The organism is Erwinia sp. E602, from assembly GCF_018141005.1.
In the GTDB taxonomy this organism is placed as follows: domain Bacteria; phylum Pseudomonadota; class Gammaproteobacteria; order Enterobacterales; family Enterobacteriaceae; genus Erwinia.
This window is the reverse complement of record NZ_CP046582.1, coordinates 1,665,874-1,690,280: the sequence shown is the minus strand read 5'-3', so window position 1 is coordinate 1,690,280 and position 24,407 is coordinate 1,665,874. Positions and strand designations below refer to the sequence as shown.

Here is a 24,407-nt window from a genome sequence, read left to right as displayed (position 1 = left end):
CGTTGGCTTATTTCGCCAGGATTTTTTTAATCGCGTCGCGGAAATCGGCGCCCTGAGCATGGTTGCGCAGGCCAAGGGTAACGAACGCCTTCATATAACCGAGCTTACGGCCGCAGTCAAAGCTGTCGCCGCTCAGCAGGTGGGCATCCACCGGCTTTTTCTTGCTCAGGTTGGCGATGGCGTCGGTCAGCTGGTAACGGCCCCAGGCACCCGGCTCCAGATTTTGCAGCTCCGGCCAGATATCGGCGGAAAGCACATAGCGGCCCACCGCTGACAGCGTGGAGTTAAGCGCCTGCGGATTTTCCGGCTTCTCTACGAAGTCGACGATCGGGCTGACTTTACCCGGAATCGACAGCGGCTCCTGGGTGGTCAGCACCGAGTACTCGGAGAGGTCAGCATCATGCAGGCGGTGCGCCAGCACCTGGCTGCGGCCGGTCTCTTCAAAACGGGCGATCATCGCCGCCAGGTTGTAACGCAGCGGGTCGGCGGTGGAGCCGTCCAGCAGCACGTCCGGCAGCACCACCACAAACGGCTGATCGTGCAGCATCGGACGGGCGCACAGCAGCGCATTCGCCAGGCCCAGCGGCTGCGGCTGGCGCACGTTCATAATGGTCACGCCCGGCGGGCAGATCGACTGAACTTCGCTGAGCAGCGAGCGTTTTACGCGGGCTTCCAGCAGCGCTTCCAGCTCGTAGGAGGTATCAAAATGGTTTTCGACGGCGTTCTTAGACGCGTGAGTCACCAGCACAATCTCTTTGATGCCGGCGGTCACACACTCATCGACAATGTACTGAATCATTGGCTTGTCGACGATAGGTAACATCTCTTTAGGAATGGCTTTGGTAGCGGGGAGCATGTGCATACCAAGGCCAGCGACCGGGATTACTGCCTTAAGCTTGGTCATAGTTTTTCCAAATCAATAAGAGTGTAATTGTTCTTCGATTATGCATTAAAGGAATGATTCTTCAGTATAATCTTATTCTGAAATTTAAAAAGATCGCGGCAGAATAAAAAAACCGGCACAGCATGCCGGTTAACGTTCAAGATCTTTCAGCAACTTGTTTGCATCGCCGCTGTTTTTCGCTTCCGGGTTACGCCCCATCCACTCCTTCAGCCGCTGTTTCGCTTCATCACGCAGCTGCGATCGCAGCACCTGGTCGACCTTCAGGCTGTAGTTGATCTGCGACCAGGGCCCGTAGATGCGTAGCGGCACCGGGGTGGTCTGCAGGCGCCGCACCAGCGAATCATCGCCCTGCCAGCCGTCGGTCACGGTGACGCCGAAGTTCATATCCAGCGCGCGGTTGGCCAGATCGACGTTGCCGCTGCCGTTATAGTTGAGCGCAGAGCCACGCGCGTCGAGTTTGACAAAATCGAGCCGGCCGTTGTTCAGCGTGGCGCTGCCGGTAATCTGCTGCAGGTCCGGCTGCCCCTCCTGGCGATCGCCGCGCACCTTATCGCTGCTGTTCTCCACCGCGCGCTGCACCAGCTGTTGAAAATTAAGCCCGGCGATCTGTGCGTCGGCCAGCCGCATCTCGCCCTTACCGCGCCACTGGCGCTTAAAGGCGTCGACGGTTAAGCCGTCGCCGCTGAAAGCGCCGCTGAGCGACAGCTCGCCGCTGACCGAGTCCGGCAGCGCAAAGGCGTTAAGCAGCGGGCCAAGCGGCATCGACTTCAGCAGCGGCCGCACGCTGACCAGGGTCTGCGTCGGGGTGATCGTCAGAGTGGCAGGCAGAGAGAAACTGCCCGGCCCGCTGCGCCCGTCAAACTGGCTAACGGTCAGCTTACCGTCACGGTTGTCCGCCGCCAGCTGCACGCCATCCATATTGATGCCGCGCCACTGCAGGCGGTCGGCCTGCAGCGCCAGCGAGCCGTTAAAGCCGGCAAGCACCGACCCGGCGTGATCGTGCAGCGGCATATCGGCGATCACAGGCCCGCGCGAGGCGGCCGCAGCAGGCTGGGAAGCGGTACTGGCGGCGACCGGCATCGCCAGCAGCGCGTCAAGATTCAGGTTGCTGGCGTGCAGGCGGGCCTGCAGCTGCGGCAGCTCACCCAGCCGGCCGCTGAGGGTGCCGCTCAGCTGGCTGTCGTTGGCGCTGAGCTGCAGATCGCTGAGGCTGAAGTCACCGCTCTGGCCGTTCCAGCTGGCCTGCATACTGGCGCTGCCGCTGATGCCCTCAGTGGGCAGGTCAGCCCCACGCAGGCGATAGTCGAACCGGGTGATCGCTCCGCTGAGCTGGCGCGGGTAGCCGCTGAGGTCAACGTCGCTCTTCAGCGTCAGCTGCAGCTCGCGCTGGTCACGGTTAATGCGGCTGCTGACCTCCAGCTTTGCCTGCCGCGGCTGCGGCTGATCCAGCTGCAGGTTAAAGTCACGGACGTTAAGCTGGCTGCCGTCGCGCTGCTGCCACACCAGCAGGCTGTCGACGATCTTCAGATGCGCGATATCAAACGACCAGCCGTGGGTAACGTCGTCAAGCGGTGCAGAAGCAGAGGAGCCGGCCGGACCGATCGGCGCGTCCGGCGGGCTCTGGCGTTCGCTGTCGGGGATTAAGCGCACGACCGCGCCTTTCAGCATCACCTGTCTGACCGCCAGCTGATGGGAAAGCAGCGGCAGCAGGGCAACGTCCAGCCGCATATTTTCGGCGCTGAGCACCGGCTGGCTGGCCCCCGGTGCGGTGAGGCTCACCGGGCCGGAGAGGATGCTGAGCTGCGGCCAGACGTGCCAGCGCAGCTCGCCCGTCAGCGCCAGGCGGTAGCCGCTGCGCTGCTCCACCTGCCGGGTCATATAGCTGCGAAAGTCATTGGGATTGACCAGCACCACCAGCGCGGTCATGCCTGCCACTATCACCACCAACAGAATGGCTAACGTGGTTATCAATCTCTTCATGCCTTCCGCTCCTTAGTCTTCGTCAATACGGCTCGCGTCTGCGCCCTGCTGGCCTTTGTATTTGGCATCCTGCCGGCTGTTATACGGGCGGGCGGCAGGCCCCGAAAGGGGTTCGAAGCTCAGCGCGCCGATCAGCATGCCGGGGCGCAGCGCCAGCGGCAGCTTACCGGAGTTATAGAACTCCAGCACGATGCGGCCCTGCCAGCCGGGATCGATGCGGTGCGCGGTGACGTGCACCATCAGCCCAAGGCGGGCTAACGACGAGCGGCCGTCCAGCCAGCCGACCAGATCGTTCGGCAGGGTAACCGACTCCAGCGTCACCGCCAGCGCCAGCTCGCCGGGGTGCAGGAAGAACGCCTCCCCTTCCGGCAGCACGATCTCATCGCTCATTACCCGATCCAGCGCGGCGCTGACTTCGTGCTTCGGCCCGCTCAGATCGATAAAAGGCGCGGTGTGGCCGCGAAAAGTGCGGAACTGGTTGCCGAGGCGCACGTCGACGGTCGCCCCGCTGATGCGTTCAACCGGCGGGCGCGGCTCGATGCCTAGGCGGCCATCGTCGAGCCAGGCTTCTATATCGCGGTCACATAATCTCATTCGCTGACTCCCCTGGCATCACTGCCCGTAACTTATTCAAAAAACTGGGTGATTTTGGCCTTGAGGATATCGATAGCGATGCGGTTTTTACCGCCGCGTGGCACGATGATATCCGCATACTGCTTGGACGGCTCAATAAACTGCAGGAACATCGGCCGCACGGTCTTCTGATACTGTGCCATCACCGAGTCCATTGAGCGGCCGCGTTCGTTGACGTCACGCTTCATGCGGCGCATCAGGCAGATGTCCAGCGGCGTGTCGACGAAGATGGAGAAATTCATCTCGTCGCGCAGCCGCGCGTCGGTCAGCAGCAGAATGCCTTCCAGAATAATCACCTTCTTCGGCTGCAGCGTAATGGTCTGCGCGGTGCGGGTGTGCTCCACGTAGCTGTACACCGGCAGTTCGATCGCCTGGCCGGCCTTCAGCATCTGCAGATGCTGCAGCAGCAGGTTGTGATCCATGGCGCTGGGATGGTCGTAGTTAGTTTTAACCCGCTCTTCCATGGTTAAGTGGCTCTGGTCTTTATAGTAGGCATCCTCCGGGATCACGCCAATGTTTTCATCACCGACCCGTTCACGCACTTCACGGTACAGCGTGCTGGCGATAAGACTTTTTCCCGAGGCAGACGCGCCTGCGATACCTACAATGACGCACTGGTGTGACTTGTCAGTCATATTAAAGACCTGGTTCCAAAACAGAGAAATGAGAAGTAGCCTGCAAAATCGGCTTGCACAAAAGCGGCCAGCGCCCCGGCAGCCGAAGTTCATCAAGGCTTTGCGGGCGCAATTATAGGGAGTTCAACCGGTTGATGCCAGAAAAATGCGCCACGGTGATTTTCAGAGTTTCCCGTTTGGCGGCGCGGGATTTGCCGGGTAGAATCGCCTGCTGAATCGTTAAACAAGGAAAGGCCGTGTCGAACCCTGCAATGCATATTTTAACCTACTTCGGTGACAGTATGCTGTTGATCCCCACCGCGGTGATAATGGCGCTGCTGCTGCGCTGGAAAAATGACGACCGCCGGGCGGTGTGGTTCTGGCTGCTGGCGTTTGGCTGTGCCGGCGCGGTGGTGAGCATTTCGAAGATCGCCTTTCTCGGCTTTGGCATCGGCAGCGTGCGCTTCAATTTTACCGGCTTCAGCGGCCACAGCGCGATGTCCGCTACGCTGTGGCCGGTGATGCTGTGGCTGTTAACCGGGCGGCTGGCGCGCGGGTGGCGGCTGGCGGCGCTGGCGATTGGCTACCTGATCCCGCTGCTGGTCGGCATTTCGCGGCTGGCGCTGGACGCCCACTCGCCGAGCGAAGTGGTCAGCGGGCTGCTGCTGGGCTATACCCTGAGCAGCGCCTTCCTGATCGCCCAGCGCGGCATGCGCCCGCACGGTTTTTCGCTGGCGCAGCTGGCGGTGGCGCTGCTGCTGCCGGTGCTGCTGTTCAGCCAGGGGCGGGTGGCCACCACCCAGCAGTTCCTGCAGCGCCTGTCGGCGCAGCTGGCCGGTATTGAACAGCCGTGGACGCGCGCCGACCTGCTTAATCAGCGACGTTAAGCCCGCCGGGGCAGAGACGATTTAGCCACTGCCCACCTCCATTGTTATGCTAGCATTGCACATATGATCAAGAATGCGCCAAACCTGGCGCCGCAGTGGATATTTATGGATGGCAACCGAGACTCTGGTCAGCGTATCGCGCACCCGCACCACGTGGCTTAACGCCCTGCAGCTGGCACTGCTCAGTTTTACCCTGACGCTGTTCTGCCTCGAGCTGATCGTGGTCAGCGGCCATATCGCACCGCTGTGGCTCTCTACCCCGCTGATGACCATCGTGGTGTTCCGTAACCCGTCGCGCAGCCTGCCGCTGCTGCTGGCAGGCTGCGTGCTTGGCGTCAGCTGCGCCAACGCGCTGCTGCTTGGCCCCGCGTTCTCCAACGTTAAATTTCCGCTGATCAATCTGGCCCAGGCGCTGTTTGGCGGCCTGCTGCTGCGCCGGCTGCTTGACGCAGAGTCGCCGCTCGGTTCGCTGTTCGACTGGGCTAAAATGGTGTTCGGCGCGGTGCTGCTGGCACCGATGTTCGGCGCGCTGCTGGCCAGCTGGTTACTGCATATAACCCCGGGCGGATCGCCGCACTATTTTATCTCCTGGGTGGTATCCGAAGTGATCGGCATGCTGGCGATCGGCCCGGTCGGACTGCTGTGGCAGCGCAGCACGGTAAAACGGCTGCTGGCCGAGCGTGGGCTGGAGATCCTGCTGACCGGCCTGGCCACGCTGGCGCTGGTGTGGCTGGCTCTGCGCTACGTGCCCTGGCCATTTACCATGCTGGTGGTGATCCTGTTTTACAGCGCGGTGCGCCTGCCGAGGCTGGCGGCGTTCAGCGTGTTCCTGCTGGCGATCGCGCTGGTGACGCTGATCCTGACCTTCGAGCTGGCCGGCCACGACAGCCCCAACAGCCAGCTGTTAAAGGTTACCCCGTGGATCCCGTTTTTGCTGGCGCTGATCCCGGCGCATATGATGACCCTGGTGATGCACGCCTTCCGCGCCGACCGCCGGGGGATCATCGAGAGTGAAGCCCGCTTTCGCCACGCGATGGAGTTCTCGGCGATCGGCATGGCGCTGGTGGCACCGGCCGGACAGTGGCTGCAGGTGAACCGCGCGCTGTGCCTGCTGCTCGGCTACAGCGAAGCGGAGCTGAAGCAGATGACCTTCCAGCAGCTGACCCACCCGGACGACCTGCATGCCGACGTTGCTCAGGCCCACGCGCTGCTGGCCGGCGAAATGCAGAGCTACAGCCAGGAGAAACGGTACTACCGCCGCGACGGTGAACTGGTGTGGGCGCTGCTGGCGGTGTCGCTGGTGCGCGATGAGCAGGGGACGCCGCTCTACTTTATCAGCCAGATTGAAGATATCACCGCCATGAAACACACCGCCGGCGAGAATCAGCGACTGATGGCGCGCCTGACCCAGGCCAACGAGGCGCTGTATCAGGAGAAAGAGCGGATGCACATCACGCTGAACACCATCGACGAGGCGGTGATCGGCACCGACCGCGAGATGCAGGTCAACTTTATGAACCCGGTGGCAGAAGAGATGAGCGGCTGGCTGCAGCATCAGGCGATGGGGAAACCGCTGGCGGAGATCCTGCGCATCACCCGCGGCAGCCACGGCGAGGAGCTGGAGAACCTGCTGCAGAGCGGGCTGCCCTTGGCGGTGACGCCGCTGGTGGAAAACGACCTGGTGCTGCACAGCCGCAGCCACGCGCAGTTCGCCATTCACTACAGCTTCTCGCCGCTGACCACGCAGCAGGGCGACAGCATCGGCAGTGTGATGGTGATCCGCGACGTCAGCGAGTCGCGCGAGATGATCCGTCGCCTGAGCTACAGCGCCTCACACGATATGCTGACCGGCCTGCCAAACCGCGTCAACTTCGAGCAACAGCTCAGCCTGCTGCTGGAGAAGAACGGCGACCGCCCTACCCGCCACGTGCTGGCGTTTATCGATCTCGATCGTTTCAAGGCGGTGAACGACAGCGCTGGCCACGCGGCGGGCGATGCGCTGCTGCGCGAGCTGGCGATCGTAATGCGTCTGCAACTGCGCTCTCGCGATCTGCTGGCGCGGCTGGGCGGCGATGAGTTTGGCGTGCTGCTACCGGAGTGCGAGCTGGCGACGGCGATCGGCATCATCGAGCGGCTGGTGGCGGCGGTTAAAGCGCACCGTTTCCACTGGAATAAACAGGGTCATCAGGTGGGAGCCAGCGCCGGGCTGACGCGGCTGGACCCCGGTTTTACCGCCTCGGAGGCGATGGTGCAGGCGGATATCGCCTGTTATAACGCCAAGCACAACGGCCGCGGCCAGCTTTCGGTCTGGCAGTATCTTTAGCCCTTCCCCCGCCACCGGTGGCGGCCGTGGCGCGCGAATCATCCCGCCGCCGCTCTCTTCACTTGCCGTAACGCGCCAGACAGGCTAAAGTCGCCCCCTTTTTTTTCCCACACTCAGCGGAGGGGACGATGTTTATCGGTTTCGATTACGGTACGGCTAACTGCTCGGTAGCCATTATGGAGAACGGCGCGCCTAAGCTGCTGCCGCTGGAGCAGGGCTCACCCTATTTACCCTCAATGCTGTGTGCGCCGGTCCGCGAAGCGGTGAGCGAGTGGCTGTTCCGCCATCATCAGGTGCCGACGCCGGACGCCGATACCCAGGCGCTGCTGAAGCGCTCCATTTCCCTTAATCGCGAAGAAGATATTGAGGTCACGGCGGGCAGCGTAAAGTTTGGCCTGGCCTCGCTGGCGCAGTATATGGCCGATCCGGAAGACGTATGGTTTGTGAAGTCGCCGAAATCGTTCCTTGGTGCCAACGGTCTGAAGCCGCAGCAGGTGGCGTTTTTCGAAGATCTGGTGTGCGCGATGATGCTGCATATCCGTCAGGCGGCGGAGAGCGGGGTGCAGCAGAGCGTGCGTCAGGCGGTGATCGGCCGTCCGGTGAACTTCCAGGGGCTGGGTGGCGATGAGGCCAACCGTCAGGCGGAGGGGATTCTGGCCCGCGCTGCCAGCCGTGCCGGGTTTAGCGACGTGGTGTTTCAGTTTGAGCCGGTGGCGGCCGGGCTGGATTTTGAGGCGACGCTGAGCGAGGAGACCCGGGTGCTGGTGGTGGATATCGGCGGCGGTACCACCGACTGTTCGATGTTGCTGATGGGGCCGCAGTGGCACGATAAGGCCGATCGCAGCGCCAGTCTGCTGGGCCACAGCGGTTGCCGCGTGGGCGGTAACGATCTGGATATTATGCTGGCGTTTAAGCAGCTGATGCCGCTGCTGGGTCTGGGCGGTGAGACGCTGAAGGGAATGGGGCTGCCCGCCCTGCCGTGGTGGAATGCGGTGGCGATTAACGATGTGCCGGCGCAGAGTGATTTTTACGCCGCGGCCAGCCGTAAGCTGTTGCAGGATCTGATCCGCGACGCGCGCGAGCCGCAGAAGGTGGCGCATTTGCTGAAGGTGTGGCAGCAGCGGCTGGGCTATCGTCTGGTGCGCGCGGCCGAGGAGAGCAAGATCGCGCTGTCGCAGCAGGATCGCGTTGAGGCGTCGCTGGCGTTTGTTGATGCCGGTTTGTCGGCGTCGATTGGCGTGACGGATCTGGAGGCGTCGATCGTGCAGCCGCTGGAGCGGATCAGGGAGCAGGTGGCGGTGGCGCTGGAGAGCAGCGGGACGCGCCCGGATGTGATTTATCTGACCGGCGGGAGTGCGAAGTCACCGGTGCTGCGGGCGGCGTTGCAGCAGCAGCTGCCGGATATTCCGTTGGCCAGCGGCGATGATTTTGGTTCAGTTACGGCGGGGCTGGCGCGCTGGGCGCAGGTGATGTTCCGCTAAGGATGGTCGCCGGGGTCGCTTCAGGTCCCGGTGCCTGATAGCTTCAGGTCCCGGTGCCTGGTCGCTTCTGGTTCTGAGCCTGGCTTATCGGTGTGTGGCTGTGGGGCCGGGTCGCTGCGGGGTCGGGTGCCTGGCTTATCGGTGAGTGGCTGTGGGGCCGGGTCGCTGCGGGTTTGGGTGCCTGGCTTATCGGGGTTTATCCGGAACGCGGACACGCCAATAACATCCCTGGGCTCTGCCGGGCACGTCCATGTGCCCGAAGGTCCGCTTATCCGGATAAACCCCGATTGCCTGCAATGCCTTGTGTCGCTGCCTTAAAACACGTCCTGGATATACCTTTCAAATTCTTCAAATTCTTCAAATTCTTCAAATTCTTCAAAAATGAGTGTGTTTTGTTTTTGAGGCAGCAACGCAAATGTCAGTATGGGAGGCCGTTGGCGAGCAGGTTAGCCGGGCGTATGCCGCAAGGATGCGGCATCCGAGCCCCCAGGGAAGGGTTTACGGCGTCCCGGCGTTCTGTCGCCAACGGCCGAACCCGGCTCCCGGACGAAAAGCGACGCCCTTAAACCAGCAACGCGAACGCCAGCGGCCGAACCCGGCTCCCGGACAAAAAGCGATGCCCTTAAACCAGTCACGCAAAAGCTAAAAGAAGGGATGGACGCCCTCCCTTTAACGGCATCGGTGTGCCAGAGCCTGAGCTCAACAAGGTGAGAGCGTCCGTTGAGCCCGTACATCAGAACAGTTAAACGTCTTTGTGCTGGATGCCGAAGAGGGCAATTTCTATCCCTATGACGGTGAGCGGGTCCGCTATGACCAGCAATCTATTCCGGAAGGTGAAATCTGGAGCGTTCAGCCGGATGAAGCGCGGCTGGGTATTGTTCTGGTCGCCGAGGATGCCAGAAAGCATCCCCGGATTGCTGCCTGAAGATAGCTTAGTAGCTGCTGACCTCAGAGAGCAGGCGCAGATCGCTGTCGCTCAGCTGCAGCTCTGCGGCTTTGGCCAGCTCGTCGACCTGTGCCAGCGAGGTGGCGCTGACGATGGGGGCGGTGATCGACGGGCGGGCAATCTGCCAGGCCAGCGCCACCTGGGTCGGCGAGGCGTGATGCGCTTCGGCAACCTGCACCAGCGCATCCACAATACTGAGTCCGCGCTTGTTCAGATACTTCTCAACCACTCCTTTGCCGCGCGCGCTCTTCGATGCGTCTTCTGGCTTGCGGTATTTGCCGCTGAGGAAGCCGCTGGCCAGCGAGTAGTAGTTGATGACGCCAAGGCCGTGCGCCTGCACCACCCCTTCCAGATCGCTCTCATACTCACGGCGATCGTAGAGGTTGTACTCCGGCTGCAGCGTCTCGTAACGGGCAAAACCGTTATCACTACTGACCTGCAGCGCCTCTTCCAGCCGTGCGCCGGAATAATTTGAGGCACCGATGGCGCGCACTTTGCCCTCTTTCACCAGTGCGTCAAAGGTGGCCAGCGTCTCCTGCAGCGGCGTGTCCTGGTCGTCACGGTGCGCCTGGTAGAGGTCAATATAGTCGGTTTGCAGGCGCTTCAGCGAAGCCTCCACCGCCTGGCGAATATAGGCCGGGGCCAGGCCGGTTTTCCCGTTGCCGAGATCCATACCGACCTTGGTCGCCAGCACGATCTGGTCGCGCTTGCCGCTCCTGTGCAGCCAGTTACCGATAATGGTTTCCGATTCGCCGCCCTCGTTACCGTCCACCCAGCGCGAGTAAACGTCGGCGGTATCGATAAAGTTCAGCCCCTTCTCCACCAGCGCGTCGAGCAGGGAAAATGAGGTGGATTGATCGGCGGTCCAGCCAAACACGTTGCCACCAAAGGTCAGCCGCGGAACCTGAATGCCGGAACGGCCCAGCTGGCGATGTTGCAGATTGCTCATCTTTTCTCTCCTGTGGGGAATTAGGTGCGGATTGCGGTCTTAAAGATTAGCAGACTTATTATTTGGTGCTTCGCAATTATGTGGCAAAGCTTTACTCAATCAGCAACAGGGTAAGACTTTTCCAGACAAATGAGTAAATCGTGCCGGATGCTCAGCTGACAGGCATTTTTTCAGTGAATCGCAACGTTACCAGCGTTAAGGTCGATACGTTTTGCCAGGGAGAGAAAGGGAATTATGTTATCGCTTAAAGAAGTTCACACATTTTCAATCAACGCGTTACAAAATAAGCAGACTGAATCAGGTTTGTACCGCCGCTGCGAATATTTTATAGTGTGATTATTGAGCATGTCATGCCGCCCTAACGGAAATCTGCATCTACTAAGGAGAATATTATGACTTTTCAGGATTTACAGTTCGATGTTGCCGATACGCTGACTTCAATTGCTGAGAGCACCCACTTCTGGCTCAGTTTCGATGCTGAAGCGCTGGAGACGCTGACCAGCCCGGCGCTGGACCAGCTGGGTGACAATGCCGCCGGTAAAGCCGCCTGAAACCCGCTCTGCGGGTTTTTTATTGCTGTTTACCCCGCCCGATTTCTCCGCGATCTCACCGCCAGCCGGGTAAACCCGGCTATAGCGGCCTGGCTCTTCAGCCGACAAAAACGTCAACCCCCTGTTTTATTAGGGATTACACCGCTATACAGTTATCCTTATTCTCTTCATTATTCACGCTGCGATTTTAGCTAGACTTACTTCACTATTTTGCGGGTGCCCGCTTGCCCCGCCTGGGCCTGTGTCCCTGCTACCGGAGAGCAACATTTCATGAAAAAACAGCGTCGTGTGCCGCTAATCCCCCTTGCGATTATCATTGCTGCCCTGATCGGCGGCGGCGTTTACTGGTGGCATCAGCACGGCGCAGAGAGCAGCGCGCCAGCGGCCAGCGCCGGAGAACAGGGGCAGCGCGGTAAAGGGGCGGGCGGCGGGCGGCGCGGTGCGGGTGGCGGCACCGCCGCGCCGGTGCAGGCGGCGGTCGCGCGTGAACAGAGCGTCCCGCAGTACCTCTCCGGGCTGGGCACCGTCACCGCCGCTGGTACCGCCACGGTGCGCAGCCGGGTGGAGGGCGACCTGCTGGCGCTGCACTTTACGGAAGGCCAGGAAGTGAAAGCCGGGCAGCTGCTGGCGGAGATCGACCCGCGCCCGTACCAGGTGGCGCTGACCCAGGCCCAGGGGCAGCTGGCAAAAGACCAGGCGACGCTGGCCAACGCCCGTCGCGATCTCGCCCGCTATGAAAAGCTGGCGAAAACCAGCCTCGTTTCGCAGCAGGAGCTGGACACCCAGCGCGCGCTGGTCAGCGAAACCCTCGGCACCATTAAAGCCGACGAGGGTAGCGTCGCCAGCGCTCAGCTCAACCTCAGCTACAGCCGCGTCACCGCGCCGATCGCCGGGCGCGTTGGCCTGAAACAGGTCGACGTCGGTAACTACATCTCGTCGGGCGACACCACCGGCATCGTGGTGATCACCCAGACCCACCCGATTGACCTGATCTTCACCCTGCCGGAGAGCGATATCGCCAGCGTGCTCAGCGCGCAGAAGAGCGGCGAGGTGCGGGTAGAAGCCTGGGACCGCAGCAACACCCGCCTGCTGACCAGCGGCCGCCTGCTGAGCCTCGATAACCAGATCGACACCACCACCGGCACCGTTAAGGTAAAGGCGCGTTTCGATAACCAGGACGATACGCTGTTCCCCAACCAGTTTGTCAACGCCCGCCTGCAGGCCAGCACGCTGGAAAACGCCATCGTGATCCCGCCGGCCGGCCTGCAGATGGGCAGCGAGGGCCACTTTGTCTGGGTGGTGAACGGCGAAGGCAAGGTCAGCAAGAAGGCGGTCACCGCCGGTTTCCAGGACAGTGAAAAAGCGGTGATTACCGACGGGCTGAACGCCGGTGAACAGGTGGTGACCGACGGCATCGACCGGCTGACCGAGGGGGCGAAGGTTGAGGTGGTGGCGCCGCAGTCGACGCCGCTGACCTCGGCGCGCCACGCCCAGCCGGCGAAGGGAGCCAGCGACTGATGGAGGCGATGACACCCACGCCCGGCGGCGGCCCGTCGCGCCACTTTATTCTGCGCCCGGTGGCGACCACCCTGCTGATGGTGGCGATCCTGCTGGCCGGTATTATCGGCTACCGCGCCCTGCCCGTCTCGGCGCTGCCGGAAGTCGACTACCCGACCATTCAGGTGGTAACGCTCTATCCCGGTGCCAGCCCGGACGTGGTCACCTCGGCGATCACCGCGCCGCTGGAGCGCCAGTTCGGCCAGATGTCCGGCCTCAAGCAGATGGCGTCGCAGAGCGCCGGCGGCGCGTCGGTGGTGACGCTGCAGTTCCAGCTGTCGCTGTCGCTGGACGTCGCCGAGCAGGAGGTGCAGGCGGCAATTAACGCCGCCACCAACCTGCTGCCCGGCGACCTGCCCAACCCGCCGGTCTATAACAAGGTTAATCCGGCGGACCCGCCGATCATGACCCTCGCCGTCACCTCCACCAGCCTGCCGATGACCCAGGTGCAGGATATGGTGGAGAACCGCGTGGCGCAGAAGATCTCGCAGGTGAGCGGCGTCGGGCTGGTGACCCTCTCCGGCGGCCAGCGCCCGGCGGTGCGGGTGAAGCTGAACGCCCAGGCGCTGGCGGCGCTCGGCATCAGCAGCGAGACGGTGCGGACCGCCATCAGCAACGCCAACGTCAACTCGGCCAAAGGCAGCCTCGACGGCCCGGAACGCGCCATTACCCTGTCGGCCAACGACCAGATTAAAACCGCTGAAGGCTACCGCCAGTTAATCGTCAGCGTGCAGAACGGTTCGCCGGTGCGCCTCGGCGACGTGGCGACCGTGGAACAGGGGGCGGAGAACAGCTGGCTGGGGGCCTGGGCCAACCGCCAGCCGGCGATCGTACTCAACGTGCAGCGCCAGCCGGGGGCGAACATCATTGATACCGCCGATAATATCCGCCGCATGCTGCCGGCGCTGACCGCCTCGCTGCCGAAGTCGGTTGAGGTGCAGCTGCTTACCGACCGCACCACCAACATTCGCGCCTCGGTCAGCGACGTGCAGTTTGAGCTGCTGCTGGCGATCGCGCTGGTGGTGATGATTATCTACCTGTTTCTGCGCAACGTGGCGGCGACCATTATCCCCGCCGTGGCGGTGCCGCTGTCGCTGATCGGCACCTTTGCGGTGATGTACTTCCTCGGCTTCTCGGTCAACAACCTGACGCTGATGGCGCTGACCATCGCCACCGGCTTTGTGGTCGACGACGCGATTGTGGTGATCGAGAACATCTCGCGCTATATCGAAAAGGGCGAGAAGCCGCTGGCGGCAACGCTGAAGGGCGCGGGTGAGATCGGCTTTACCATTATCTCGCTGACCTTCTCGCTGATTGCGGTGCTGATCCCGCTGCTGTTTATGGGCGATATCGTTGGCCGGCTGTTCCGCGAGTTTGCGATGACGCTGGCGATCGCCATTCTGATCTCGGCGGTGGTGTCGCTGACCCTGACGCCGATGATGTGCGCGCGCATGCTCAGCGCGGAATCGCTGCGCAGGCAGAACCGCTTCTCACGCGCCAGCGAAGCGCTGTTTGAGCGGATCATCGCCCGCTATGGCCGGCTGCTGACCCGGGTGCTGAACCATCCGTGGCTGACGCTGGGCGTGGCCTTTGCCACCCTGGCGCTGACCGTGCTGCTGTGGCTGCTGATCCCGAAAGGCTTCTTCCCGCTGCAGGATAACGGCATTATTCAGGGCACGGTGCAGACGCCGCAGTCGGTGTCGTTTGCAAGTCAGGCGCAGCGCCAGCAGGCGGTGGCCTCCGTGATTATGAAAGATCCGGCGGTGAAAAGCCTGACCTCGTTTATCGGCGTCGACGGCACTAACCCGGCGTTGAACAGCGGCCGCCTGCAGATCAACCTCAAGCCGCTGGATGAACGCGAAGACCGCATTCCGGCGGTGATCGCCCGCCTGCAGCAGCAGGTGGCCGGGCTGCCGGGGGTGAGCCTCTATCTGCAGCCGGTGCAGGATCTGACCATCGACACCCAGGCCAGCCGCACCCAGTATCAGTTCAGCCTGCAGGCCGGCAGCCTCGACGCGTTAAGCCGCTGGGTGCCGCCGCTGCTGGAAGAGCTGCGACAGCTGCCGGAGCTGCAGGACGTCAGCAGCGACTGGCAGGACCAGGGGCTGGAGGCGTTTATCCGCGTCGATCGCGACACCGCCAGCCGCCTCGGCATCTCGATGGCGGACGTCGATAACGCGCTGTATAACGCCTTCGGCCAGCGGCTGATCTCCACCATCTACACCCAGGCCAGCCAGTACCGGGTGGTGCTGGAGCACGACACCAGCGCCACGCCGGGGCTGGCGGCGCTGCAGAGCGTGCGGCTGAAAAGCAGCGACGGCGGCAGCGTGCCGCTCAGCGCCATCGCCCGCGTCGAGCAGCGCCACGGTGCGCTGACCATCAACCATCTCGACCAGTTCCCGTCGACCACCTTCTCGTTTAACGTCAGCGACGGTTATTCGCTGGAGCAGGCGGTCAACGCCATTACCCGCGCCGAACAGGATCTGCAGCTTCCCGCCGATCTCATGACCCAGTTCCAGGGCAGCACCCTCGCCTTCCAGGCGGCGCTCTCCAGCACCGTCTGGCTGATCGTCGCGGCGGTGGTGGCGATGTATATCGTGCTTGGCGTGCTGTACGAGAGCTTTATCCATCCGGTGACCATCCTCTCCACCCTGCCCACCGCCGGGGTCGGCGCGCTGCTGGCGCTGATGTTCAGCGGCCACGAGCTGGACGTGATCGCGATAATCGGCATCATCCTGCTGATCGGCATCGTTAAGAAGAACGCCATCATGATGATCGACTTCGCGCTGGCCGCCGAACGCGAGCAGGGGATGACGCCGTACGACGCCATCTACCAGGCGTGCCTGCTGCGCTTCCGGCCGATTCTGATGACCACGCTGGCGGCGCTGTTTGGCGCGCTGCCGCTGATGTTCAGCTCGGGCGTCGGCGCCGAGCTGCGCCAGCCGCTGGGCACCGCAATGGTCGGCGGCTTAATCGTCAGCCAGGTGCTGACGCTGTTTACCACCCCGGTAATCTACCTGCTGTTTGACCGGCTGGCCCACGCCACCCGCCGCCGCCTGGCCCGCCCGGAGGCCGAGTGAGATTCTTCGCGCTGTTTATCCACCGGCCGGTGGCCACCCTGCTGCTGACGCTGGCGATCCTGCTGGCCGGCGGGCTGGGTTTCCGCATGCTGCCGGTGTCGCCGCTGCCGGACGTCGATTTTCCGGTGATCGTGGTCTCCGCTTCGCTGCCCGGCGCCTCGCCGGAGACCATGGCGTCGTCGGTAGCCACGCCGCTGGAGCGGGCGCTGGGGCGCATCGCCGGGGTCAGTGAGATGACCTCCAGCAGCTCGCTCGGCAGCACGCGGGTGATCCTGGTGTTCGACTTTGACCGCGACATCAACGGCGCCGCCCGCGACGTGCAGGGGGCGATTAACGCCGCGCAGAGCCTGCTGCCGAGCGGCATGCCGGGGCGGCCGACCTACCGCAAGGCCAACCCGTCCGACGCGCCGATTATGATTCTGACGCTGACCTCAGACACCTTCTCGCAGGGGCAGCTCTACGACTACGCCTCGACCCAGCTGGCGCAGAAGCTGGCGCAGATTGAGGGGGTCGGTGACGTCAGCGTCGGCGGCAGCTCGCTGCCCGCGGTGCGGGTCGATCTCAACCCGCAGGCGCTGTTCAGCCAGGGCGTGTCGCTGGACGCGGTGCGCGAGGCGATTGCCAACGCCAACGTGCGCCGCCCGCAGGGAGCGATCGAGGATAAGCAGCAGCGCTGGCAGCTGAAGACCAACGACGAGCTGCAGACCGCCGCCGAATACCAGCCGCTGGTGGTGCACTATAACAAGGGCGCGGCGGTGCGGCTGCAGGACGTGGCGACGGTCAGCGACTCGGTGCAGGACGTGCGCAACGCCGGCATGGCCAACGGCAGGCCGGCGATCCTGCTGATGATCCGCAAATCGGCGGACGCCAACATTATCGAAACCGTTGACCGCATCCGCGCCCAGCTGCCGGTGCTGAACAGGATCGTGCCGGCCTCGATCAGCCTGGAGCTGGCGCAGGACCGCTCGCCAACCATTCGCGCCTCGCTGCATGAGGTGGAGCAGACGCTGGTGATTGCGGTGGCGCTGGTGATCCTGGTGGTATTCGCCTTCCTGCGCTCGGTGCGCGCCACGCTGATCCCGGCGCTGGCGGTGCCGGTGTCGCTGATCGGCACCTTTGCCGCCATGTACCTGTGCGGCTTCAGCCTGAATAACCTGTCGCTGATGGCGCTGACCATCGCCACCGGCTTTGTGGTCGATGACGCCATCGTGGTGCTGGAGAACATCTCGCGCCACGTCGAGGCGGGGATGAAGCCGCTGCAGGCGGCGCTGCAGGGGGTGCGCGAGGTCGGTTTTACCGTGGTGTCGATGAGCGTGTCGCTGGTGGCGGTATTTATTCCGCTGCTGCTGCTCGGCGGGCTGCCCGGCCGTCTGTTCCGCGAATTTGCCGTCACCCTGTCGGTGGCGATCGCCATCTCGCTGCTGATTTCGGTGACGCTGACGCCGATGCTCTGCGCCCACCTGCTGCGTAAAACGCCGCCGCGCCGGCAGCCGCGCATCCGCGGCTTTGGCCGCCTGCTCACCGGCCTGCAGCGCGGCTACGGCCGCAGCCTGCAGCGGGTGCTTAACCACCCGCGCTGGACGCTGCTGGTGTTTGTTGCCGCCATCGGCCTTAACGTCTGGCTGTTTATCAGCATCCCGAAGACCTTTATGCCGGAGCAGGACACCGGGCGGCTGAACGGCTTTATCCAGGCCGACCAGAGCATCTCGTTCCAGGCGATGCGCGGCAAGCTGCAGGACTTTATGCGCATCGTGCGTGACGATCCGGCGGTGGAGAACGTGGTCGGCTTTACCGGCGGCTTCCGCACCAACAGCGGCTCGATGTTTATCTCGCTGAAGCCGCTCAGCGAACGCGGGGAGAGCGCGCAGCAGGTGATCGCCCGCCTGCGCGGCAAGCTGGCGAAGGAGCCGGGGGCCAACCTGTATCTGATGGCGGTGCAGGACCTGCGCGTCGGCGGCCGCGAGTCGAACGCCGGTTATCAGTACAGCCTGCTCTCCGACGATCTGGCCGCGCTGCGCGAGTGGGAGCCGAAAATCCGCCGCGCCTTTGCCGCGCTGCCGCAGCTGGCCGACGTGAACTCCGATCAGCAGGACGGCGGCGCGGAGATGGCGCTGACCTACGACCGCGAGAGCATGGCGCGGCTGGGCATCGACGTCGCCGACGTTAACGGCCTGCTGAACAACGCCTTCGGCCAGCGGCAGATCTCCACCATCTACCAGCCGCTCAACCAGTACAAGGTGGTGATGGAGGTCGATCCGCGCTGGACCCAGGACATCAGCGCGCTGGATCAGATGTACGTGATCAACGCCGACGGCAAGCCGATCCCGCTGTCGTACTTTGCCAGCTGGGCACCGGCCAACGCGCCGCTGTCGGTGAACCACGAAGGGCTGTCGGCCGCCTCGACCATTTCGTTTAACCTGCCGGAAGGGGTGTCGCTCTCCGAGGCGTCGGCCGCCATCGACCGCAGCGTCACCGCGCTCGGGGTGCCCTCCAGCGTGCGCGGCAGCTTCTCCGGCACCGCCGCCGAGTTCGAACAGTCGCAGGGCAGCCAGCTGTGGCTGCTGCTGGCGGCCGTCGCCACCGTCTACATCGTGCTCGGCATCCTTTACGAGAGCTACGTGCACCCGCTGACCATTCTCTCCACCCTGCCCTCTGCCGGGGTAGGTGCCTTGCTGGCGCTGCAGCTGTTTGGCACGCCGTTCAGCCTGATTGCGCTGATCGGCATTCTGCTGCTGATCGGCATCGTCAAGAAGAACGCGATTATGATGGTCGACTTTGCCCTGCAGGCGCAGCGCGGCGGGGCCAGCCCGCGCGAGGCCATATTTCAGGCCAGCCTGCTGCGCTTCCGGCCGATTATGATGACCGCCCTGGCGGCGCTGTTCGGCGCGCTGCCGCTGGTGTTCAGCGCCGGCGACGGCGCGGAGCTGCGCCAGCCGCTGGGCATCACCATCGCCGGCGGGCTGGTGATGAGCCAGCTGCTGACGCTCTACACCACGCCGGTGGTATTCCTGGCAATGAATAAGCTGCGGCGCAAGGCTAAAATGCAGCCGGTTGCGGAATAAAGGAGACGCTGATGCCCCCACTCAGTCACCCCGATCTACAGAGAAAAATTCCGGCGCAGGACGCCGGCCTTTCTGCCCGGCAGACCGGCGTTCAGCGCCCTGTTACCGATGTTTCGGGGGGCTGACATGGCGACTCATCCGGCCTCTGTGCGCTGGCAGCTGTGGATCGTGGCGTTTGGCTTCTTTATGCAGACGCTGGATACCACCATCGTTAACACCGCGCTGCCGTCGATGGCCGCCAGCCTCGGCGAAAGCCCGCTGAATATGCATTCGGTGATCGTCTCCTACGTGCTGACCGTCGCCATCATGCTGCCGGTCAGCGGCTGGCTGGCCGATCGCTTCGGCGTGCGCAACGTGTTCTTCAGCGCCATTATCCTGTTCAGCGTCGGCTCGCTGTGCTGCGCCCTCTCCACCAGCCTGGACCAGCTGATCCTCTCAAGGGTGCTGCAGGGCATCGGCGGCGCGATGATGGTGCCGGTGGGCCGCCTGACGGTGATGCGGCTGGTGCCGCGCGCCGAGTATATGGCGGCGATGACCTTCGTCACCCTGCCGGGGCAGATTGGCCCGCTGCTCGGCCCGGCGCTGGGCGGGGTGCTGGTCGAATACGCCAGCTGGCACTGGATCTTCCTGATCAACATCCCGGTGGGGGCGATCGGCGCGGTGGCCACGCTGATGCTGATGACCAACTTTACCGTCGCCACGCGACGCTTCGACTTCGCCGGCTATCTGCTGCTGGCGGCCGGCATGGCCGGGCTGACGCTGGCGCTGGACGGCCAGCGCGGTGAGGGTATGTCGCCGCTGCTGCTGTGCGTGCTGATCCTCGGCGGGGTATTTTCGCTGCTGTTCTACCTGCTGCACGCCCGCCACAACGAGCGCGCGCTGTTCAGCCTGACGCTGTTTGATAACCGCATTTACACCATCGGCCTGCTCGGCAGCCTGGCCGGGCGCATCGGCAGCGGCATGCTGCCGTTTATGACGCCAATTTTCCTGCAGATCGGCATGGGCTACAGCCCGCTGCACGCCGGGCTGATGATGATCCCGATGGTGCTGGGCAATATGGGCATGAAGCGCATCGTGGTGCGCATCGTCAACCGCTTTGGCTACCGCAACGTGCTGACCGGCTCCACCGCCGCGCTGGCGCTGGTGGTACTGCTGTTCCCGCTGGTGGCGCTGCTCGGCTGGGATCTGCTGCTGCCGGTGGTGCTGTTCCTGCAGGGGATGGTCAACGCCATCCGCTTCTCGGCGATGAACACCCTGACGCTGAAGGCGCTGCCGGACGCGCAGGCCAGCGAGGGCAACAGCCTGCTGTCGATGGTGATGCAGCTGTCGATGAGCATCGGCGTGACCGTGGCCGGGCTGCTGCTCGGCACCTTTGGTCACCAGGGCGCGGCGGGCAGCCCGCTGCTGCAGGAGGCCTTTATCTACACCTATCTGTGCATGGCGCTGGTGATCCTGCTGCCGGCCGCGGTGTTCTGGCGCGTGCCGCCGGAATCTGACCTTAACGCGCCGCTGGCGCGCCGGAGGAGATCGTAATGTTCGCCCGACTGCGTTTTGGCATCAGCGCCAAGCTGTTTACCGCCATCTTCTCCACCTGCATTCTGGTGGTGATTATCATGCACTGGGGGATGCGGCTGAGCTTCGAGCACGGCTTTATCGACTACATTAAGCGCGGTAACGAGCAGCGGCTGGTGCTGCTGAGCGACGCGCTGGCCGATCAGTACGAGGCGCACGGCAGCTGGGATTTTCTGCGCAACAACAACCGCATGGTGTTTACCATCCTGCGTTCGCTGGAGCAGAACCCGGACGCCAGTAAACCCCTGCCGCCGCACGGCTGGCGCACGCAGTTCTGGGTGCTCGATCAGCAGTATAAAGTGATGATCGGCCCCAGAGGCGATCCGTCGCCGGAGGGCACCCGGCGCAATATCACCACCAGCAACGGCAAGGTGGTCGGCTGGGTGGTCGGCTCGTCGTCGGAGACGCTGACCCGCAGCGCCGACATCAACTTTGACCAGCAGCAGAGCCGCACCAGCTGGCTGATCGTCGGGCTGACTACCCTGCTGGCGGCGCTGGTCACCTGGCTGATGGCGCGCGGCCTGCTGGCCCCGGTTAAACGGCTGGTGGAGGGCACCCACCACCTGGCGGCGGGCAACTTTGCCACCCGCGTGCAGGCCAGCAGCCGCGACGAGCTGGGGCGGCTGGGCCAGGACTTTAACCGGCTGGCCGGCACGCTGGAGAAGAACGAGAGCATGCGCCGCGCCTTTATGGCCGATATCTCCCACGAGCTGCGCACGCCGCTGGCGATCCTGCGCGGCGAGCTGGAGGCGATTCAGGACGGCGTGCGTAAGATGACCCCGGAGTCGATTCTCTCGCTGCAGAGCGAGGTCACCACCCTGACCCGGCTGGTGGACGACGTGCACCAGCTGTCGCTCTCCGACGAGGGGGCGCTGGCCTACCGCAAAAGCGACACCGACCTGGTGCCGCTGGTCGAGATGGTCTGCGCCAGCTTCCGCCACCGCTTTGAGCAGCGCGGGCTGGCGCTGGATCTGCAGCTGCCCGATGAAGCGCCGCAGTTTGGCGATCCGGACCGCCTGATGCAGCTGTTTACTAACCTGCTGGAGAACAGCCTGCGCTATACCGACGGCGGCGGCGGGCTGACCATCAGCCTGCAGACCGATACCGGAGGCAACCACCTGCGGTTTGACGACAGCGGCCCCGGCGTCAGCGACGAGCAGCTCGGCCAGCTGTTCGAGCGCTTCTACCGCGCCGAAAGCTCGCGCAACCGCGCCAGCGGCGGCTCCGGGCTGGGGCTGTCGATCTGCCAGAACATTGCCGAGGCCCACGACGGCACCATTACCGCGCAGCACTCGCCTGACGGCGGGCTGCGCGTTACCCTATCCTTACCGCACAAGCCACACTGACCGGGAGCCGCGATGACTGAGCCAACCGCACCACTGATTTTAATCGTGGAAGATGAACCAAAACTCGGCCAGCTGCTGATCGACTATCTGCACGCCGCCAACTACCGCACCCACCACCTGCTGCGCGGCGACGAGGTGCTGCCGTGGGTGAAGCAGCACTCGCCGGACCTGATGCTGCTGGACCTGATGCTGCCGGGCCTTGACGGCCTGTCGGTGTGCCGCGAGCTGCGGCGCTTCAGCGAGATGCCGGTGATTATGGTTACCGCCAAAACCGAAGAGATCGACCGCCTGCTGGGTCTGGAGATCGGCGCGGACGACTATATCTGCAAGCCGTTCAGCCCGCGTGAGGCGGTGGCGCGGGTGAAAACCATCCTTAAGCGCTGCCTGCGCCCGGCGGAGGAAGCCCAACAGGCCTCGCTGCTGAAGATGGACGAGCACCGCTTTCAGGCCAGCTGGGACGATAAGCCGCTGGACCTGACCCCGGCCGAGTTTCGCCTGCTGAAAACGCTGGCCCAGGAGCCGGGCAAGGTGTTCTCACGCGAGCAGCTGCTGAATCAGCTGTATGACGACTACCGGGTGGTCACCGACCGCACCATCGACAGCCACATTAAAAACCTGCGCCGCAAGCTGGAGCTGCTGGACGCTAATCAGCCGTTTATCCGTGCCGTGTACGGCATGGGCTACCGCTGGGAAGCCGACGTCTGCCGTTTGATGTAGATCAACACCTGCTCCTATCCTGCCCCGTAAAATCTCCCGCTTTACTGCGTCACCGCCCTGCTCCGGCCAGCTTCAGAAATGAAGCTGGCAGCGCTGCCAGCTTCAGAAATGAAGCTGGCAGCGCTGCCCCCGGCCCCGCAGCGGCCGCTGAGATAGCTTAACAACGCGTGGCGGTGCGCTGCTGCAGGGTGACCACCTGCAACCACACCGAGACCACATGATGTTTAAACCCGAACTGCTCTCCCCTGCCGGATCGCTGCGCAATATGCGTTACGCCTTCGCCTACGGTGCCGACGCCGTGTACGCCGGGCAGCCGCGCTACAGCCTGCGCGTGCGCAATAACGAATTTAATCACGCCAACCTCGCCACCGGCATCGCCGAGGCTCACGCGCTGGGCAGGAAGTTCTACGTGGTGGTGAATATCGCGCCGCACAACGCCAAGCTGAAGACCTTTATCCGCGACCTGGAACCGGTTGTCGCCATGGGGCCGGACGCGCTGATTATGTCCGATCCCGGCCTGATTATGCTGGTGCGCGAGGCGTTTCCGCAGGTCGATATTCACCTGTCGGTGCAGGCCAACGCGGTCAACTGGGCGACGGTAAAGTTCTGGCAGCAGCTGGGGCTGACCCGGGTGATCCTGTCGCGCGAGCTGTCGCTGGAGGAGATTGCGGAGATCCGCCGCGAGGTACCGGAGATGGAGCTGGAGATTTTCGTGCACGGCGCGCTGTGCATGGCCTACTCCGGCCGCTGCCTGCTCTCCGGCTATATCAACAAGCGCGACCCTAACCAGGGCACCTGCACCAACGCCTGCCGCTGGCAGTACGACGTGCAGGAGGCGCGGGAAGATGCGCTGGGCAATATCGTTGACGCCGCGCGGCCGGTGACGGTGCAGGAACGCGCGCCGACGCTGGGCTGCGGCCAGCCGACCGCGAAGGTGTTTACCCTGACGGAGGCGCAGCACCCCGGCGAGGTGATGAGCGCCTTTGAGGACGAGCACGGCACCTACATTATGAACTCGAAGGATCTGCGCGCGGTGGCGCACGTGGAGCGGCTGACGCAGCTTGGCGTGCATTCGCTGAAGATTGAGGGGCGCACCAAGTCGCACTACTACTGCGCGCGCACCGCCCAGGTGTACCGCCGCGCGATTGACGACGCCGCCGCCGGTAACCCTTTCGATCCACAGCTGTTGCAGTCGCTGGACGGGCTGGCGCACCGCGGCTATACAGAGGGTTTTCTGCGCCGCCACACCCACGACAGCTACCAGAACTATGACTCTGGCCACTCGGTTTCCGACAGCCAGCAGTTTGTCGGCGAGTTTACCGGCGAGCGGCGCGGTACGCTGGCGGAGGTTGAGGTGAAGAACAGGTTCAGCACCGGCGACAGCCTGGAGCTGATGACCCCGGCGGGCAATCTGCACTTTACGCTGGCGCAGATGGAGAACGGTAAGGGCCAGCCGGTAAGCGTGGCACCGGGCAACGGCCACCGGGTGTGGCTGCCGCTGCCGGAGACGGTTGAAGTGGCGTTTGCGCTGCTGGTGCGCAATCTGCCCGCCGCCGCAGACCCGGCTGAGCTAAGCAATCTGGCGAAAGAAGTTTCATAATGTAAATGATTTTTGATTGACGTCACATCTTACCGGCGACTTCCCGGTTATGATGCACCCGCTTCTAACGACGAATTAAAAAGGCGTTATCCGGTTATCTCCCCCACGCGGCTTACGCATCAGCAGCGTGCAGGTTCCCGGTCAGAACCACCTCATTAGGCCCGCCCGGCTCCCCCGTGCGGGCTTCTCTTTTTCTGAAATTCCC

17 protein-coding genes are annotated in these 24,407 nt (G+C 63.4%); 12 read left to right on the top strand and 5 right to left on the bottom strand.

Annotation, left to right across the window (positions count from 1 at the left end; all coding sequences use genetic code 11):
* Positions 1 to 7: 7 nt before the first annotated feature.
* The 4 genes from galF to udk all read right to left on the bottom strand — a co-directional run bounded on the left by galF (position 8) and on the right by udk (position 4,152).
* Positions 8 to 904, bottom strand: coding sequence for a UTP--glucose-1-phosphate uridylyltransferase GalF (galF, locus tag GKQ23_RS09110; RefSeq protein ID WP_212410478.1), 897 nt, complete (start codon positions 902 to 904; stop codon positions 8 to 10).
* A 129-nt stretch (positions 905 to 1,033) separates the two neighbouring features.
* Entirely contained in the window at positions 1,034 to 2,884 is a 1,851-nt protein-coding gene (asmA, locus tag GKQ23_RS09105; RefSeq protein WP_212410476.1) for an outer membrane assembly protein AsmA, read from the bottom strand.
* Positions 2,885 to 2,896: 12 nt separating this feature from the next.
* Positions 2,897 to 3,478, bottom strand: coding sequence for a dCTP deaminase (gene dcd / locus GKQ23_RS09100; protein ID WP_101506555.1), 582 nt, complete (start codon positions 3,476 to 3,478; stop codon positions 2,897 to 2,899).
* A 32-nt stretch (positions 3,479 to 3,510) separates the two neighbouring features.
* Complete coding sequence (gene udk / locus GKQ23_RS09095) at positions 3,511 to 4,152, bottom strand: uridine kinase (protein ID WP_056233274.1); 642 nt, start codon at positions 4,150 to 4,152, stop codon at positions 3,511 to 3,513.
* Between the two features lie 251 nt (positions 4,153 to 4,403).
* On the opposite strand from udk, the gene GKQ23_RS09090 reads away from it, so the two are divergent.
* The 4 genes from GKQ23_RS09090 to GKQ23_RS09075 all read left to right on the top strand — a co-directional run bounded on the left by GKQ23_RS09090 (position 4,404) and on the right by GKQ23_RS09075 (position 9,747).
* On the top strand, positions 4,404 to 5,018 hold the full coding sequence (locus GKQ23_RS09090; RefSeq protein WP_212410473.1) for a phosphatase PAP2 family protein: 615 nt from the start codon (positions 4,404 to 4,406) through the stop codon (positions 5,016 to 5,018).
* Positions 5,019 to 5,127: 109 nt separating this feature from the next.
* Positions 5,128 to 7,341 carry a diguanylate cyclase domain-containing protein gene (locus GKQ23_RS09085; protein WP_212410471.1) on the top strand — a complete coding sequence of 738 codons (2,214 nt, stop codon included), beginning with the start codon at positions 5,128 to 5,130 and terminating at the stop codon, positions 7,339 to 7,341.
* A 128-nt stretch (positions 7,342 to 7,469) separates the two neighbouring features.
* Positions 7,470 to 8,822, top strand: a complete 1,353-nt coding sequence (gene yegD, locus GKQ23_RS09080) for a molecular chaperone (protein WP_056233280.1) — start codon at positions 7,470 to 7,472, stop codon at positions 8,820 to 8,822.
* A 754-nt stretch (positions 8,823 to 9,576) separates the two neighbouring features.
* Positions 9,577 to 9,747, top strand: a complete 171-nt coding sequence (locus tag GKQ23_RS09075; RefSeq protein WP_156365556.1) for a hypothetical protein — start codon at positions 9,577 to 9,579, stop codon at positions 9,745 to 9,747.
* A 7-nt stretch (positions 9,748 to 9,754) separates the two neighbouring features.
* On the opposite strand, the gene GKQ23_RS09070 is transcribed toward GKQ23_RS09075, so the two are convergent.
* Positions 9,755 to 10,717: an aldo/keto reductase gene (locus GKQ23_RS09070; protein ID WP_056233284.1), complete on the bottom strand. Its 963-nt coding sequence runs from the start codon at positions 10,715 to 10,717 to the stop codon at positions 9,755 to 9,757.
* Positions 10,718 to 11,109: 392 nt separating this feature from the next.
* On the opposite strand from GKQ23_RS09070, the gene GKQ23_RS09065 reads away from it, so the two are divergent.
* The 8 genes from GKQ23_RS09065 to yegQ all read left to right on the top strand — a co-directional run bounded on the left by GKQ23_RS09065 (position 11,110) and on the right by yegQ (position 24,202).
* Positions 11,110 to 11,268, top strand: coding sequence for a hypothetical protein (locus GKQ23_RS09065; protein ID WP_212410461.1), 159 nt, complete (start codon positions 11,110 to 11,112; stop codon positions 11,266 to 11,268).
* 270 nt (positions 11,269 to 11,538) lie between these two features.
* Positions 11,539 to 12,786: an MdtA/MuxA family multidrug efflux RND transporter periplasmic adaptor subunit gene (locus GKQ23_RS09060; RefSeq protein ID WP_212410458.1), complete on the top strand. Its 1,248-nt coding sequence runs from the start codon at positions 11,539 to 11,541 to the stop codon at positions 12,784 to 12,786.
* Positions 12,786 to 15,905 (top strand): MdtB/MuxB family multidrug efflux RND transporter permease subunit, encoded by a 3,120-nt coding sequence (locus tag GKQ23_RS09055; RefSeq protein ID WP_212410454.1) that lies wholly within the window; start codon positions 12,786 to 12,788, stop codon positions 15,903 to 15,905. Before GKQ23_RS09060 ends, GKQ23_RS09055 begins: the two co-directional genes overlap by 1 nt.
* Complete coding sequence (mdtC, locus tag GKQ23_RS09050) at positions 15,902 to 18,967, top strand: multidrug efflux RND transporter permease subunit MdtC (RefSeq protein WP_212410452.1); 3,066 nt, start codon at positions 15,902 to 15,904, stop codon at positions 18,965 to 18,967. The genes GKQ23_RS09055 and mdtC overlap by 4 nt, the downstream gene beginning before the upstream one ends.
* Before the next feature lie 126 nt (positions 18,968 to 19,093).
* A complete protein-coding gene (gene mdtD / locus GKQ23_RS09045; protein ID WP_212410450.1) occupies positions 19,094 to 20,500 on the top strand; it encodes a multidrug transporter subunit MdtD in 1,407 nt (468 codons plus the stop codon).
* A complete protein-coding gene (gene baeS, locus GKQ23_RS09040) occupies positions 20,500 to 21,885 on the top strand; it encodes a two-component system sensor histidine kinase BaeS (protein WP_212410448.1) in 1,386 nt (461 codons plus the stop codon). The genes mdtD and baeS overlap by 1 nt, the downstream gene beginning before the upstream one ends.
* A gap of 12 nt (positions 21,886 to 21,897) precedes the next feature.
* Positions 21,898 to 22,602: a two-component system response regulator BaeR gene (baeR, locus tag GKQ23_RS09035; RefSeq protein WP_056233295.1), complete on the top strand. Its 705-nt coding sequence runs from the start codon at positions 21,898 to 21,900 to the stop codon at positions 22,600 to 22,602.
* Positions 22,603 to 22,822: 220 nt separating this feature from the next.
* Complete coding sequence (yegQ, locus tag GKQ23_RS09030) at positions 22,823 to 24,202, top strand: tRNA 5-hydroxyuridine modification protein YegQ (RefSeq protein ID WP_212411706.1); 1,380 nt, start codon at positions 22,823 to 22,825, stop codon at positions 24,200 to 24,202.
* Positions 24,203 to 24,407 lie beyond the last annotated feature (205 nt).